Origin of the sequence: Streptomyces sp. NBC_00038 (genome assembly GCF_026343635.1) — a bacterium.
Lineage (GTDB): Bacteria > Actinomycetota > Actinomycetes > Streptomycetales > Streptomycetaceae > Streptomyces.
Genome location: NZ_JAPELQ010000001.1, coordinates 4,091,793 through 4,105,221, shown reverse-complemented (window position 1 = coordinate 4,105,221; position 13,429 = coordinate 4,091,793). Strand labels below are relative to the sequence as shown.

At 66.1% G+C, this 13,429-nt stretch carries 13 protein-coding genes; 7 read left to right on the top strand and 6 right to left on the bottom strand.

Annotated features, from left to right (window positions below; all coding sequences use genetic code 11):
- The first annotated feature begins 121 nt into the window (after positions 1–121).
- From helR to OG219_RS18580, 4 genes are all read left to right on the top strand, one after another.
- The gene (helR, locus tag OG219_RS18595) at positions 122–2,293 is read left to right on the top strand and encodes an RNA polymerase recycling motor ATPase HelR (protein WP_266836140.1); all 2,172 of its coding nucleotides are present in this window, start codon (positions 122–124) and stop codon (positions 2,291–2,293) included.
- A 118-nt stretch (positions 2,294–2,411) separates the two neighbouring features.
- Positions 2,412–2,984 (top strand): HAD domain-containing protein, encoded by a 573-nt coding sequence (locus OG219_RS18590; RefSeq protein ID WP_266827995.1) that lies wholly within the window; start codon positions 2,412–2,414, stop codon positions 2,982–2,984.
- 122 nt (positions 2,985–3,106) lie between these two features.
- Complete coding sequence (locus OG219_RS18585) at positions 3,107–4,294, top strand: phosphatidylserine/phosphatidylglycerophosphate/cardiolipin synthase family protein (protein WP_266827993.1); 1,188 nt, start codon at positions 3,107–3,109, stop codon at positions 4,292–4,294.
- Positions 4,295–4,460: 166 nt separating this feature from the next.
- Positions 4,461–4,844, top strand: a complete 384-nt coding sequence (locus tag OG219_RS18580; RefSeq protein WP_266827991.1) for a DoxX family protein — start codon at positions 4,461–4,463, stop codon at positions 4,842–4,844.
- Positions 4,845–4,911: 67 nt separating this feature from the next.
- On the opposite strand, the gene OG219_RS18575 is transcribed toward OG219_RS18580, so the two are convergent.
- Complete coding sequence (locus tag OG219_RS18575; protein WP_266827989.1) at positions 4,912–5,274, bottom strand: SCO4225 family membrane protein; 363 nt, start codon at positions 5,272–5,274, stop codon at positions 4,912–4,914.
- Positions 5,275–5,494: 220 nt separating this feature from the next.
- On the opposite strand from OG219_RS18575, the gene OG219_RS18570 reads away from it, so the two are divergent.
- Positions 5,495–5,833 (top strand): hypothetical protein, encoded by a 339-nt coding sequence (locus OG219_RS18570; protein ID WP_266827987.1) that lies wholly within the window; start codon positions 5,495–5,497, stop codon positions 5,831–5,833.
- Between the two features lie 488 nt (positions 5,834–6,321).
- Here the strand turns inward: OG219_RS18570 and OG219_RS18565 are convergent, their stop codons facing one another.
- Positions 6,322–6,984 carry an HAD family hydrolase gene (locus tag OG219_RS18565; RefSeq protein WP_266827985.1) on the bottom strand — a complete coding sequence of 221 codons (663 nt, stop codon included), beginning with the start codon at positions 6,982–6,984 and terminating at the stop codon, positions 6,322–6,324.
- Positions 6,985–7,040: 56 nt separating this feature from the next.
- Here OG219_RS18565 and OG219_RS18560 point away from each other — a divergent pair, with 56 nt between their 5' ends.
- Positions 7,041–7,385, top strand: coding sequence for a hypothetical protein (locus OG219_RS18560; protein WP_266827983.1), 345 nt, complete (start codon positions 7,041–7,043; stop codon positions 7,383–7,385).
- Between the two features lie 135 nt (positions 7,386–7,520).
- Here the strand turns inward: OG219_RS18560 and OG219_RS18555 are convergent, their stop codons facing one another.
- A complete protein-coding gene (locus OG219_RS18555) occupies positions 7,521–7,712 on the bottom strand; it encodes a DUF397 domain-containing protein (protein ID WP_266827981.1) in 192 nt (63 codons plus the stop codon).
- The gene (locus OG219_RS18550; RefSeq protein WP_266827979.1) at positions 7,712–8,557 is read right to left on the bottom strand and encodes a helix-turn-helix transcriptional regulator; all 846 of its coding nucleotides are present in this window, start codon (positions 8,555–8,557) and stop codon (positions 7,712–7,714) included. Before OG219_RS18550 ends, OG219_RS18555 begins: the two co-directional genes overlap by 1 nt.
- A gap of 213 nt (positions 8,558–8,770) precedes the next feature.
- On the opposite strand from OG219_RS18550, the gene OG219_RS18545 reads away from it, so the two are divergent.
- The gene (locus OG219_RS18545) at positions 8,771–9,433 is read left to right on the top strand and encodes an ATP-binding protein (protein WP_266827977.1); all 663 of its coding nucleotides are present in this window, start codon (positions 8,771–8,773) and stop codon (positions 9,431–9,433) included.
- A gap of 3 nt (positions 9,434–9,436) precedes the next feature.
- Here OG219_RS18545 and OG219_RS18540 read toward each other — a convergent pair whose 3' ends face one another.
- Together OG219_RS18540 and OG219_RS18535 are read right to left on the bottom strand one after the other, a co-directional pair.
- On the bottom strand, positions 9,437–12,610 hold the full coding sequence (locus OG219_RS18540; RefSeq protein WP_266827975.1) for a DUF3427 domain-containing protein: 3,174 nt from the start codon (positions 12,608–12,610) through the stop codon (positions 9,437–9,439).
- A gap of 144 nt (positions 12,611–12,754) precedes the next feature.
- Entirely contained in the window at positions 12,755–13,318 is a 564-nt protein-coding gene (locus OG219_RS18535; RefSeq protein WP_266827973.1) for an MBL fold metallo-hydrolase, read from the bottom strand.
- Between the last annotated feature and the right edge of the window lie 111 nt (positions 13,319–13,429).

Sequence of the window (13,429 nt, the reverse complement as noted above, 5' to 3'; positions counted from 1 at the left end):
CAGTCCGGACGACGTCCTGCCGCACGTGATGGTCGCCGAGTTGCCGCACGTAATGGTCGCCGAGTTGCCGCACGTAATGGTCGCCGAGCGACCCCAGATCGGAGCTGCTCAAGTGAACCCGCTGAACCCGTTGACCACCAGCGCATTCGACCTCCCCGACCGTCTCTCTCCCAAGGCCGACCCGACGCTGATCGCCGGCGACGAGGAGCACTTCGCGGCCATCGCGGAGTGCCTCGAGCAGTCGATAGCCGAGCTGACCGACCGGCTGGATGCCGAACGCAAGGCGCCCGGCGGCATAGGCCGCCAGGCGATGGACCGGGACATGGAGATCCACCGGCTGACCACGCGCCTGCGCGCGCTGCGTCGCTTCGGCCTGGACCTGTGCCTCGGACACATGGTCGGCGCGGACGGCCCCGACGCCACGCCCGTGTACGTCGGACGGCTCGGCCTCACGGACAGCACCGGCCGCCGACTGCTGCTCGACTGGCGCTCCCCGGCGGCCGAGCCGTTCTTCGGAGCCACCCACGGCAACCCGATGGGCCTGGCGAGCCGCCGCAGGTATCGCTGGACCGGCGGCCGGATCAACGACTACTGGGACGAGGTGTTCACCTCGGACGGATTCGCCGGGCACGCCGCGCTCGACGACCAGTCCGCCTTCATCGCCAGCCTGGGCAGCAACCGGTCGCCGCGGATGCGCGACGTACTCGGCACCATCCAGGCCGACCAGGACGCCATCATCCGCGCGGGCTCCCGCGGCGCTCTCGTCGTCGACGGCGGTCCCGGTACGGGCAAGACGGTCGTCGCCCTGCACCGCTCCGCCTACCTCCTCTACTCCGACCCACGCCTCGGTCACCGCAGGGGCGGCGTGCTGTTCGTCGGCCCGCACCAGCCCTATCTGGCGTACGTCGCCGACGTACTCCCCAGCCTCGGAGAGGAGGGCGTGCAGACCTGCACCCTGCGGAACCTCGTCGCCGAGGGAGCCGCGGCAGCGGTCGAGGCCGACCCGGACGTGGCCCTTCTGAAGTCGTCCGCGGACCTGGTGAAGGCGATCGAGACGGCCGTCAGGTTCTACGAGGAGCCGCCCACCAAGGGGATGACGGTCACGACCCACTGGTCCGACGTCCGGCTGAGCGCCGACGACTGGGCCGTGGCGTTCGAAGCGGCACCCGGTACCCCGCACAACGAGGCGCGCGACCAGGTCCTGGAGGAGCTGGTCACGATCCTGGTCGACAAACACGACGAAGCCGTCATCGACGGCGACGCCTCGCCCGAACTGCTCCGCAGGTCGCTGCTGCAGAACAGGGAGCTGCTCAGGGCCTTCAACAGCGCGTGGCCGCTGCTCGAAGCGGCCGACCTCGTCGGAGACCTGTGGTCGGTACCCGCCTACCTGCGCAAGTGCGCTCCCTGGCTCGGCCCCGACGACGTACGGAAGCTGCAACGCGAGGAAGCCCAGGCCTGGACGGTGTCCGACCTGCCGCTCCTGGACGCGGCACGGCAGCGGCTCGGCGACCCGGAGGCGTCGCGGCGCAGACGTCGGCACGAAGCCGCCGTCGCCGCCGAACGGGCGGGCAGGGCCGACGTCATCGAGATCCTCCTGCGGGACAGCGAGATCGACGAGAGCCAAGGCGCGATGGGGATGCTGCGCGGACAGGACCTGCAGGACAGCCTGATCGACGACAGCGCACTGCCCGGCACCGAACCGGACCTGCTCGCCGGCCCGTTCGCGCACATCGTCGTCGACGAGGCCCAGGAACTCACCGGCGCGGAGTGGCAGATGCTGCTGCTCCGGTGCCCGTCCCGGAGCTTCACCATCGTCGGGGACCGCGCCCAGGCCAGACACGGGTTCACGGAGTCGTGGCAGGAACGCCTTGAGCGGGTCGGCCTCGACCGGATCAACCTGGCCGCCCTGAGCGTCAACTACCGCACACCGGAAGAGATCATGACGGAAGCCGAGCCGGTCATCCGGGCCGCGCTCCCCGACGCCAACGTGCCGACCTCCATCCGCAGCAGCGGCATCCCCGTCGTACACGGATCCGTCTCCGACCTGGACTCGGTCCTCGACACCTGGCTCACCGCACACGCCGACGGAATCGCCTGCGTCATCGGCGACCCGACATTCCGTACGACGTCCCGCGTCCGGTCGTTGACCCCGGAACTGTCGAAGGGGCTCGAGTTCGACCTGGTCGTCCTCGTCGACCCGGAGACCTTTGGCCAGGGCATTGAAGGAGCGGTCGATCGCTACGTTGCGATGACGCGGGCGACGCAGCAGCTCGTCATCCTTACGAGCGGCTGACGCCGGGAGTCTTGAGAACAGCGAGCGGGCTGACGTGAGTTGGCGCGGGGCCGGGACGGCGACGAGGTCCTGGCCCCGCCCGAGCGCTGCCACCGCCGTATCTGGATATCGTGCGGCCGTGACCGGTTCCGTACAGCGCCCGTTGCTCTTCCTCGACGTCGACGGACCGCTCATTCCGTTCGGAGCGGCGCCGCACTATCCAGACGGGTATCCGACTTACCGATCGACGGATCCCGAACCACCCGGAGCCGATCCCAATCCCCTGCTGGCCAGGATCAACCCCGAACACGGCCCCCGCTTGTCGGCGCTACCGTGCGAGCTGGTCTGGGCCACGACATGGATGGCCGACGCGAACGAAACCATCGCACCGCGGCTCGGCCTGCCAGCGCTGCCAGTAGTGATCTGGCCGGACCCGACGGACACCGACGACCAGGACGAGCGGAACGGACTCCACGGACTCCACTGGAAAACCCGCCCCCTCGTCGACTGGGCAGCGGGCCGCCCCTTCATCTGGGTCGACGACGAGATCACCGACACCGACCGCGCGTGGGTGTCGGCCCACCATCGAGGCCGGGCCCTGCTGCATCGCGTGGACCCGAGCCGGGGCCTGACCGACGCCGACTACGCGGCCATCAGCGAGTGGCTCCGCAACCAGCCTGCGAGCCGTTCCCTCCCTCACGATCACGAGTGACCACGCCCTTCTACCCGGCCTGACCAGGAAGACGGCCTCGGGCACTCGTGCTCACAACCTGTCATGCACGCGACCTTTCTCAAGTCGCCGCATCTCTGCGGTAATCGCACTAGCATTCGCTGATGACTGGAGACAGACGGGCCGCACGACGGCGCCTTATACGTGTAACTCTCTTGTTCGTCCTGGCACTTGTGATGACGTCGCTCACCGCACCGCCCGCGAACGCGGGCACGCCCGATATCCCTGGGACCTGCGACGAGAGCGGCAACTACGAGGTCTGCTTCACCTACGCCGGCGATGGCGATCCTGACTATCTGATCACCCAGAGGATCAAGGGCAAGATCGACGCGACCGCCAGCTCGCCCGGCGCCGATGACTACATTCGGGTCGCCATGTACGAGTGGGGCACCTCCGGCTACGGCGACGACATCGCGGACTCGCTGATCACGGCCGCCAAGAACGGCGTCAGCGTCCGCGTGGTGCTGGGGGACGCGACGCCGCAGTCGGTGGTCGACCGGTTCAAGGGCGAGGGCATCGACGCCGTGCGGTGCGCCAACGCCTGCACGGGCGAGTCCGGCGCCATGCACAACAAGTTCTTCCTGATCAAGCACAACACCAGCAAGCTGGTCCTCCAGACCTCCACCAACCTGACCGAGACCCAGGCCGAGCACGCACAGAACCTGCTGGTCAGCCGTGACGACCCCAAGCTGTTCTCGCACTACGTGAACTACTGGCGGCGCCTGTACGACCAGGACTGGACCTGGGGCGGGGACTACTGGAGCGAGACGGAGAGGGCGCGTTACGGGACCAACGACCTGTCCCGCGCCTACTTCTACCCCATGCCGACCAAGTCACCGCTGGTCGGTGTCCTGCGGAAGGTCACCGCCTGCTCGGAGGGCAACGACCGCGTCTGGCTGGAGGCCAGCCTCTTCGACTCCAGCACCTTCTCCGAGGAGCTCGCCGTCGAGCTGAAGCGCCTGCTCGGGATCGGCTGCAACGTCAAGGTCATCCTGCAAAAGGACTCCGGCTACCGTCAGTTGACATACCTGCCAACGTCGGGCGGGTATTTCTTCCCCAACACCCGAGTCAAATGTGACGGTCAGAGCCACAACAAACTGCTCTTGATCGATGCGTATTACGCGGGAGCGTTGCGCAAGGCCGTGTTCGTCGGCTCGTACAACATCACCGAGAACTCACTGCGCGCCTCCAACGACGCGACGCTGCGAGTCATCAACGGATGGGTCACCAACCGCTACATCGATCAGTTCGAGAAGATGTGGGCGCATCCCCGGACATGTGACGCCGACTAAGGCATCACGGCATCGGTGGTGTGGCCTCGCCGCCGCCTCTCCGCGACCACTGAGATCGCGGAGAGGCGGCGGTCGCCATGTCACAATCCGCCGCCGTCCCTCGTCTCGGTGTCAGAACCCCACCGGAGAGGTGGAGGTGAGATGTCGAGCAACAAGGTGTGACCTCATGAACCTCGCACTGTGGATCGGTGCCGGACTGCTGGCTGCGGTAGCTCTGGGCGGCGGAATTACCAAGACGTTCGTGCCGAAGGAGAAGCTGGCAGCGACCCAGGGTGGGGGCTGGACCGAAGACATCGGCGTCGGCTTCATCAAGACCATCGGCGTCCTCGAACTCCTGGCCGCAGCGGGCTTGATCCTGCCGGCTGTCGTCGACATCGCACCCGTCCTGGTGCCGGTGACCGCCGTTTGCTGGGGCCTGCTGATGATCGGCGCGGTGGTCATCCATGGCCGACTCGGCGAATCCAAGTTCGTGCTGCTGAACCTGGTCTATCTGGCGCTCGCGGCCTTCATCGCGTGGGGCCGCTTCGGCCCCATTCCCTTCACCGGCTGACCGGCAGCAACGCCAGGGATGCCGGCCTGCGGCTCAGGGGGCTGAGTGAGGCGGTGTTCGCGGTCGATCACATGGTGGCCGGGCGCGGCTCCCGCACCCGCTGCCTGCGTGCGAACCGGCCGAGGAGCACGGCGTTGACCAGGCCGGACAGGGCCGTGACGACGGCGAAGATCAACGGGCTCAGCCAGGTGAACGAGGAGTACTCCGCGGGTATCGACACCAGGAGGCCGAGGAAGCTGAACGGCGCCGTGGCCATGAGTGGGTAGACCCCCGAGAGCCCCGGGTCCGGCCCCACGTACCAGGCGCCCAGAAAGAACCCCAGCGCCGCCGCGACCACGGCGAGATACCCACGCGCGAGCCAGTTGTCCACCGCGGGCACCAGCAACTGACGCAGGCGCGGGAGGTGACGCGGGCGGGAAGCATTCAGCATCGGGGGTCCTTCGAGTCGGTCCGGGTTGGTGATCTCTACGGTGGACCGGCGGGCGGGCTCAGGCATGAGTACGGGTACTCATCGGCAGGTATGCAGGACCTACCGCGCTGCTCAGGCAACTGAGCGTGTGGCTTGGCCACGGTGGCGATATAGCACGCGGAGTGGCGCTGAGCGGGATACTCGAGGGACTCCCACGCGTTAGCTATGGCAGCCTGCGGACATGCCAGAGCTGCGCGTTCATGCAGGCCGTCACTACGCAATCCAGTTCCACTACGCCTTGCCGGACGATGCCTGGCGTGTGGAGCTGAGCGAGGCTGTCCCGGCGCCGGCCGCGTGGGCGAAGGTTCCCAACGCAGAAGCTCACCTGCCTGGAACTGCCCTGGTAGTGGCGGTGATACCCGACGAGGATCCGGGCCTGGAACCGACCGTCCACTTCCACAGCCACGACGAGCACGTCATCCCCTACGAGATCATGCGCTGGTTCATGGAGCAGGTGGCCGAGCAGGTTGAACGCTGCCGCCTCGCGTTCGAGCAGGGAGAACCTGAGACAGCGGAGTGATCACGCAGTGATCCACGTGGGGTCAGGCCGTGAGTCGCCCTGTACCGACCGTGAGTCGCCAACCCCCACGGCTACCCAGAGCCGCGTCCCATCCACAGCCATAAGCCGCCAAGCCAACCAGGCGTGCGCGGCCGGTCGAATGCGCCCCGATACCACAAACCTCCTGCACCCGGCGGCACAGCGAACCCCTGCCCCTGCTTCCGCCGCCGCCCCGTTTCGGCCGCCCGGCCAAGGTGAACCCGAGGTGGAGGGGCGAGAGTCAGGAGTGGAGCGAAGCGGAATCGGCGCAGCCGACGCCCGAAGGGCGCTCTTGACGCTCGCCCCGGAACCGCCACACTCGGCAAACCGGGGCGGCCTTGGGTGCCCAATAGACAGACGCCGACTGTCATACGCCTGTTCAGCTGGGCGGGAGTCGCCACCGTACGGAATCGCAGGCCCCTCACTCGGCGACAGCTCCGCTGACTGGCTCTACGGATCGTCGACGACGGTCAGCGCATCGAGCCGTTGAAGTTGAGGATGAGACCGGACAGTTCGAGGAGGCTGCCGATACGGAACGTCGGCAGCTCCCGTGCCTCAGAACTGTTCCACTGGATCGTGGCCCAAGGGCCGCGACGCACGAGCGCGGTGTGCCTCACGGCCCCAACAGCGGGTCGGATGTCGTTGTCGTACCGGTCCCCGACGTAAAGGATCTCGTCACCGTCGAAGGGCACCACAGCATCCACGCGCTTGAAGAACTCCGGGTCGGGCTTGCTGGCACCCCAGTCGTCCGACGTCCCGATCAGATCAACGTCATCGGAGAACAGCGAGCGGAGAATGCGCCCGGCCCGCACGGTCTGGTTGCCCGCGATGCCGAGCCACAGCCCGTCGGCGCGGAGCTGAGTGAGAGCCGGCCGGACGTCCTCGTACAGGTCTTCCTCGCCGAACGTCTCGGGGTGCCCGGCAGCAGAACGCTTCTCGCGCTCCTCGTAGAGGTCGAAGCCGGGCCTGAACTCCTGGAACGTCTCGCGGTAGTCGCGGCCTTGGGCGATGACGGCGCCGAACATCGCGTGGAAGGTGTGCCGGGGCACGCCGAGCCAGTCGGCCCAGGTTCCGTATTCACGGGTCTCGTCGACCAGGCACTCACCGACGTCGAAGACCACTGCGCGAATCATGGGGGCAGGGTATCGGCGCGCCTCTGGCTGAGGCTTACGGAGACGCCGCGGGCAGTATGGGCACCATGCCTACTACGGTCGTTGAGATTCATGTGCCGCTGCACCGGGCGTCGAACCTGCCGGACGACGCGTGCGCGTTCTCCTGGATCGAGGATGTCGAGGACTTCCTGGCCGGCCTCGAAGAGCAGGGCGAGGCAGAAGTCTTCGATGATGGTGAGGAGGACGGAGACGCCTACGTCTTCTTTGTCACCGGAGCCGGCGAGAAGGAACTGCTGGCGGTGGCGTCCCGCGTGGCGGCACTGCAGGGAGTCCCTCCGGGCGCGTTCGCGGTGGTCAGCGACGACGAGGCTGAGGAGTTCGGGCTCGGGCGGCGTGTAGCGCTCCCGCTGTCCAGGACCTGAAGGTCTATGTGTTTTTTGCAGCCGGGTGACGACTCCCACGGCGCGTGCTCCAGTCGCGGATTGGCAGATTCGTCCCATCGAGACCGCCGGGAGCTGGGCGTAGCCGCGGTACAGATCTGCCAATCGTCGGTGTTCTCAAGCTCGTTGAGCCAGGTGGCGTATAAAGGTTCGCCACGCGTGACTTCGGACGGCGAGGATCGGGCCCGTCGAGGCCTTGGAGTCGCGTACGAGGGTGCCTTCACCCGTGTACGCGCATTCGACGCACTCTGTGCCGCTACCGCCGCTGTAAGAGGACTTGAACCAGAGAGGCGCCAGCGGTTCGGGCATTAGGACTCCTTGCTTATGCGGTGGATGAGCGCTGCGGAGGACTCAAGATCGAGCGCTTGAGCGCTGAGGTACTGGAACGCCAACCTATAGCGCTCCAACTCCGGCGGCTTCTCCATGAAGAGTCCGCCGCCGAGGATGTCTACGTACACCACATCGAGCTCAGGAGTGGGGCCACGTAGGACCGCGAAACTGCCAACTGCTGCTGCGTGTGCCCCCGTTGAGAATGCGAGCACTTGGACGGTGATGTGAGGCAGCTCCGCCATGGCAACGAGATGCTGAAGCTGCTCGTGCATGACCTTGCGTCCGCCGACGAAGCGACGGATCGCTGCTTCGTCGATCACGCACCAGATGTGCGGCGGCTCATCCCGCTGAAGGAGTTCCTGCCGCTTCATGCGAATGTCGACCATGTGCTGCACTTCCCGCTCCGGACACTGCATTTCCGAGGCGCGGTGTACGGCCTCGGCGTAGGCGCGGGTCTGGAGCAGGCCTGGGATGTACATGCAGGCGTAGTGGTCTTCGCGCACCACTTCGTCTTCAAGCGTGAGCATCAGGTTCATGGACTCGGGGACGGGGTCGGCCAGTGACCGCCACCAGCCTTGAATCTTGGCGCCCTTCGCGAGCTCGACGAGGGCGAGACGCTCCTCGTCCGACGTTCCGTACTCCCGACAAAGGGCATCTACGGCGGGCCACTTGACCGACCCCTCCTTGGTCTCGTAGCGGCTGAGCGTGGCTTTCGAGATGCCGACGCGTGCGCCCGCCTCCTCCAGGGTCAGGCCCTTGCGTTCGCGGAGGCGACGCAGGTCGGCGCCGAGCTGACGTCTGCGAGTGGTGGGTCCAACTGCCATGCCTGCAGCCCTTCGTGTTGATCTCTCAGATCGTGCTGCCTGCCCGAGTGTGACGGCAAGGTGGCGTGCGCCGGGGCGCGCGGCGTGACGTCGCGCTCCTGGCCACTCTCGGCATTCACAAGATGAGAGTTCCATTTTGAGAGTTTCAATGCAACTCTCGGTGTTGGGTCGATTGCGCGGAGCAACTCGACATGCGAGGAGAGGAGTTGAGGCATGGACTGTACGGGTTGTGTGCCGAGGAAGCCGTGGGACATTCCCTTCGTAGCGGAACCGAGGGAGGTCGCAGCCCTGCGCCGCATCTTGCGGCTGCACCTGGGAGTCTGGGGACTGCATGAGATCAGCGAGGCAGCCCAGCTCTGCGTCACCGAGATGGTCTCCAACGTGATCACGCACGTGGGCACCGGCACCCCGACCACGCTCGCCGTCTCCATGAACGGTACCCACCTGCGTATCGAGGTCCATGACCCCGATGCTCGCGCTTTGCCGACCCTCATTCAGGCGGAAGCCGACTCAGAAAGCGGGCGTGGCATGGCTCTCGTCGATGCCACCGCAGACCGCTGGGGGGTCCAACTCCACGCTGACCGAAAGGTCACCTGGTGCGAGTTGTCCACCGGGCTGAACGCGCCCAACGGTCATAGCGGGGGAGCCCGAGTGGCAAGAGCAGGAGCGATGCTCGGTCTCTACGGAGCAGCGAAGTTGCCCCGCATTCCTGGATCACGCGCGCTGAGCGTGGCCGTAGCGGAGGAGGCGGCGATCGACGTCATCGCCGACCTCCTGCACTGGCTACACGTACATGGTCTGGATGCCGACGAAGCCCTCGACCGCGCCCAGATGCATTTCGAGGCGGAGGTGGAGCTGGCAGGGGAAGAGGTGTGAGGTTCAGCCGGCCGCAATGGCGGAGTAGGTCCACACGTCCGCTGGGATCTCGTGCGCCAACTGCCACTTGATCGCCATCGGGTTGCTGCCCTTGTGGTCGACGTACTCGGCTGGGCCAAGCAGCATCCAGGGCTGTGCTCCACCGATGTCGGTGGTCTTGTAGCGGCGGACGAAGAGAAGGACGTGGCTGCCCTTAGCGACATGGTGCTGATAGCGGACCCCGGTGGTGGACGTCTCCGAGGTCTGGTTCTGGGACTCCCAGTGGAAGAGGGTCTCGCTCAACGCGTAGTCGTGGTAACGGGTCTGCGGGGAGAAGTCCTTCTCGTCCTTGTCCAGAGTGATCAGCAGAGCGTCGGTCTTCGCTGATTCACACCACTTCACGCCCTCGCGGAAATCGCCCGGCATGAAGCCACCGATGTACGACTGGCCGAGCGCGGGGAGGATCTCCTCCCTGCTGTAGGAGGCGTGGATGGTCAGCGGGAATCCGCTTTGGTCGCCAAGGCCGAGCAGGGGGATGGGGATGCGCTCGGTATGGGCGAGGTTGAACTCCAGGACCTGGCGAAGTTCGCTGCGTACGGCGTGCTGGTCTCGGAGCGTTGCGAACCCGGTGTCGTAGTCCTTGAAGCCCTTGCGAGTGATGCCTCCGAGTGGCCAGAGCTGGAAAAAGAGCATCCGAGCGTAGGCCTGTCCCTGCTCGTCGAGTTCGCCGTATGAAGCAGCGTCGTCCTCCAGGATGCGGGTGTATGCGTCGACCCGCAGTGGGTCGTCGACGTGGAGGAACGCAGGCACGCGCCTTAGCAGAGCCGCCTCGCCCTCGGGGGGCTCGCCCTTCAGGAGTTCAGCGCGTCGGAGCAGTCCCGTCCAGGAGTTGCCATTGCCTCGGTACAGCTCCTTCAACTCGCGGCCGCTCTCGTAGAGATACGCGCTCAGCTGAGGCTCGGCATAGGCGGCGACTTCGCGCGCTAGCGCGGTGACGTTGACGCCGATCTGATCCTTGATGTTGTCGATGACGGCCTTCTTGGCCTTCTCCTCAAGGATGATCTGGCAGCCGGACGGGAGCTGCGGGAAGTCACGCTCGATGTTGTCCAGGAGCCGCTTGCGGGTGAGATTCGTCAGTGCCCGGAACTGGTTCTCGAAGCGGAACTCCTTGCGGTGCTGCCCAATGAAGTCGAGCACGGTGAGCACTGCCTTGTTCTCGCTTCGGCGAAGACCTCGACCGAGTTGCTGGAGGAACACGGTTGCACTGGACGTTGGGCGCAAGAGGAGCAGGGTGTCTACGTCAGGGATGTCGAGTCCCTCATTGAAGAGGTCCACGGAGAAGATCACTTGAAGAGCGCCGGACTTGAGATCAGCGAGGGCTTGCCTCCGCTGCTCGGACGGGGTCTCTCCTGAGAGGGCGAGGGCGTTCAGACCGGCGGCGCGGAAGTACTCGGCCATGAAGTGGGCATGCGCGACTGAGACGCAGAAGCCCAGTGCCCGCACGGCGCCTGGCTCGCCGATCTTCTCTTCTACGGCCTTCACAATGAGCCGCGCCCGCGCGGCGTTGCCAGTCAGCACATTGCTCAGGGCGGTCTCGTCGTATGCCCCGCGCTTCCACTCCACCGTACTCAGGTCGGTGTTGTCGCTGATCCCGAAGTAGTGGAAGGGGCTGAGGAGTTCGTTCTCCAGGGCCTCCCACAACCGCATCTCGGCGGCGATGCGTCCGCCGAAGAACTCGTCCTGGATGTTTTTGCCATCCATGCGCTCGGGCGTTGCCGTCAGCCCCAGCAGCTCCATCGGCCGGAAGTGATCAATAATCTTTCGGTACGTCGGTGAGATGCCGTGGTGGAACTCATCGATCACGATCACGTCGAAGTGATCGGCGTCGAGCCGATCCAACGCGCGAGCGTTGAGCGACTGCACGCTGGCGAAGACATGGGTCCAGCGCTCCGGGATCTCCCCGCTGTGGAGGGCCTCGCCGAAGTTCGCGTCTACCAGGATGTCTTGGTAGGTCCGCATTGACTGCTGCAGGATCTCCTTGCGGTGGGCGACGAAGAGCAGCCTCAGATCGCGGCCGTGCTTCTTGCGGAGATGCTTGTAGTCGAGCGCGGCCATCACCGTCTTTCCGGTTCCCGTCGCGGCGACGAGAAGATTCCGGTGCCGGTCATGTACCTCTCGCTCCACCTCCAGCCGCTCCAGCATGTCGCGTTGGTACGGGTGCGGACGTACCTCCAGGCCGGACAGCGTGATCCTGCGGTCGGCCGCTGCGATGGACGACGTCCCGCCCGCAATGGCCAACGCCTCCTGAAGCCGGGAGCCGTCGGTGTCAGGGTCGTACGTCTCGAATGACGGGTCGTTCCAGTACGCGTCGAAGGTCGCATCGAACTTCCGCAGTACGTCGGGCGTGGCAACGGACGACAGTCGGACGTTCCACTCCAAACCGTCGAGCAATGCGGCCTTGGAGAGGTTGGAGCTACCCACGTAGGCCGTGTCATATCCGCTGTCGCGGCGGAAGAGCCAAGCCTTGGCGTGCAGACGCGTCGTCCGCGTCTCGTAGTTGACCTTGACCTCCGCGTCGAACTCCCGCACCAGCCGGTCTAGCGCCCGCCGCTCGGTTGCACCGATGTACGTCGTTGTGATGACGCGTATGGGGACGCCTCGCTCATGCGCCGCTGCGAGGGACTGCTCGATGATGCGCAGCCCGTGCCACTTGACGAAGGCGCAGAGCAGATCCACGCGGTCGGCAGTGGCAAGCTCGGCGCGGAGCTCGAATCCGAGGCTGGGGTCTTCCGGGGAGTTGGTGATCAGAGCCGTGTCGGACAGCGGGGTGGCTGGGCGGATCGCGAAGACGCCGGGTGCCTCTTGCTTGGTCAGCGCGAGGAGTTGGCGAGGCCCCGCCGCCACGAGATCCACCCACTCCCGCGCTCCGTCGAGGGTGCTGATGGACTCAAGGATGTGGTTCGCGGCGAATACCTGCTCCTCGGCCGGCATGCCGTGCAGTACGCGCTTCACGGTGCTGGCGACATGGCGTGCCAGTACATGAGGAACGGATCCGTCACCTACCGCGTCGGTGATCGGATGCCAGCCGTGCCCGGCGAGCTCCTTGAGCTGTTGCTCGAAGCGCAGCGTGATGAGCTGCTCGTAGAGCCCAGCCGAGGGGGCCGACGTGGCCGGTGTGTTGCTGGCAGTTTGAGGCATGCGCCTGCTCCCCGTTGCACGCGTGGTTGATGCAGCCGTTCTATCAGCAGGCACGGACATTGATATTGGAAAGCAGGTTCTGGTGGTCGTGACTCCGGCACTGACCGACGCTTTGTGACGGCCTCCGACCGCCGACGCACGGTGTTATCGCGGGGTGCGCGCCGCAGGGGCGAAAGCCGGCCCGTGGCCGGGAACGATCAGGGTGGGGGAGAGGGCGAGGATTGCCTCGCGGGAGGCGTGCAGGGCGTCGGGGTCTGTGGCGTAGGGGTCGTCTGCCGGGCCCTGTTCGCCCCACCACAGGTGGGTGAGTACGACGAGGCCCTCAGGGGTGTCGGCGAGGGTGCTGATGTCCTCGGCGGTGTGTCCTGGGGTGGCCGCGAGCCGGATCGAGGGGGAGAGCTGGAAGCCGTCCGCCGGGCGGTCGATCCAGAGGTCGTCCTGGTAGATCGCCCAGTGGTCGTGGAAGCGGGCTGCCGGGAACAGCGCGGCGTTGAGGGTGTGGTCCGGATGGTGGTGGCTGAACACCACATCCGTGACCTGCTCGGGGGCGACGCCGGCCTCGGAGAGCGGGCCGAGGATCAGTTTGCGGTCGGCGACCATACCGGGGTCCACCACGACCAGGACCCCGCCATCGCGAAGCAGACTCACAGTGCTGGCGGTGCGTTCCCCGACGTATCCGGCGGTCAGGATGCTGAGGGTGGCAGTCATCAGCGCACGATACGAAACGCATGGCTGCATGGCTACACACGAGCTTCTTCATCCGCGGAGCCGACCAGGCGCCCTTGGCCGAGAGTCCCGGTCCGGATCCTTCAAGGACGG

Excerpts from the sequence above, each read along its gene's own strand:
- OG219_RS18585 (WP_266827993.1), top strand. The coding sequence starts at position 3,107 with ATGACTGGAGACAGACGGGCCGCACGACGGCGCCTTATACGTGTAACT.
- OG219_RS18580 (WP_266827991.1), top strand. The coding sequence starts at position 4,461 with ATGAACCTCGCACTGTGGATCGGTGCCGGACTGCTGGCTGCGGTAGCT.
- OG219_RS18575 (WP_266827989.1), bottom strand. The coding sequence starts at position 5,274 with ATGCTGAATGCTTCCCGCCCGCGTCACCTCCCGCGCCTGCGTCAGTTG.
- OG219_RS18570 (WP_266827987.1), top strand. The coding sequence starts at position 5,495 with ATGCCAGAGCTGCGCGTTCATGCAGGCCGTCACTACGCAATCCAGTTC.
- OG219_RS18565 (WP_266827985.1), bottom strand. The coding sequence starts at position 6,984 with ATGATTCGCGCAGTGGTCTTCGACGTCGGTGAGTGCCTGGTCGACGAG.
- OG219_RS18560 (WP_266827983.1), top strand. The coding sequence starts at position 7,041 with ATGGGCACCATGCCTACTACGGTCGTTGAGATTCATGTGCCGCTGCAC.
- OG219_RS18555 (WP_266827981.1), bottom strand. The coding sequence starts at position 7,712 with ATGCCCGAACCGCTGGCGCCTCTCTGGTTCAAGTCCTCTTACAGCGGC.
- OG219_RS18550 (WP_266827979.1), bottom strand. The coding sequence starts at position 8,557 with ATGGCAGTTGGACCCACCACTCGCAGACGTCAGCTCGGCGCCGACCTG.
- OG219_RS18545 (WP_266827977.1), top strand. The coding sequence starts at position 8,771 with ATGGACTGTACGGGTTGTGTGCCGAGGAAGCCGTGGGACATTCCCTTC.
- OG219_RS18540 (WP_266827975.1), bottom strand. The coding sequence starts at position 12,610 with ATGCCTCAAACTGCCAGCAACACACCGGCCACGTCGGCCCCCTCGGCT.
- OG219_RS18535 (WP_266827973.1), bottom strand. The coding sequence starts at position 13,318 with ATGACTGCCACCCTCAGCATCCTGACCGCCGGATACGTCGGGGAACGC.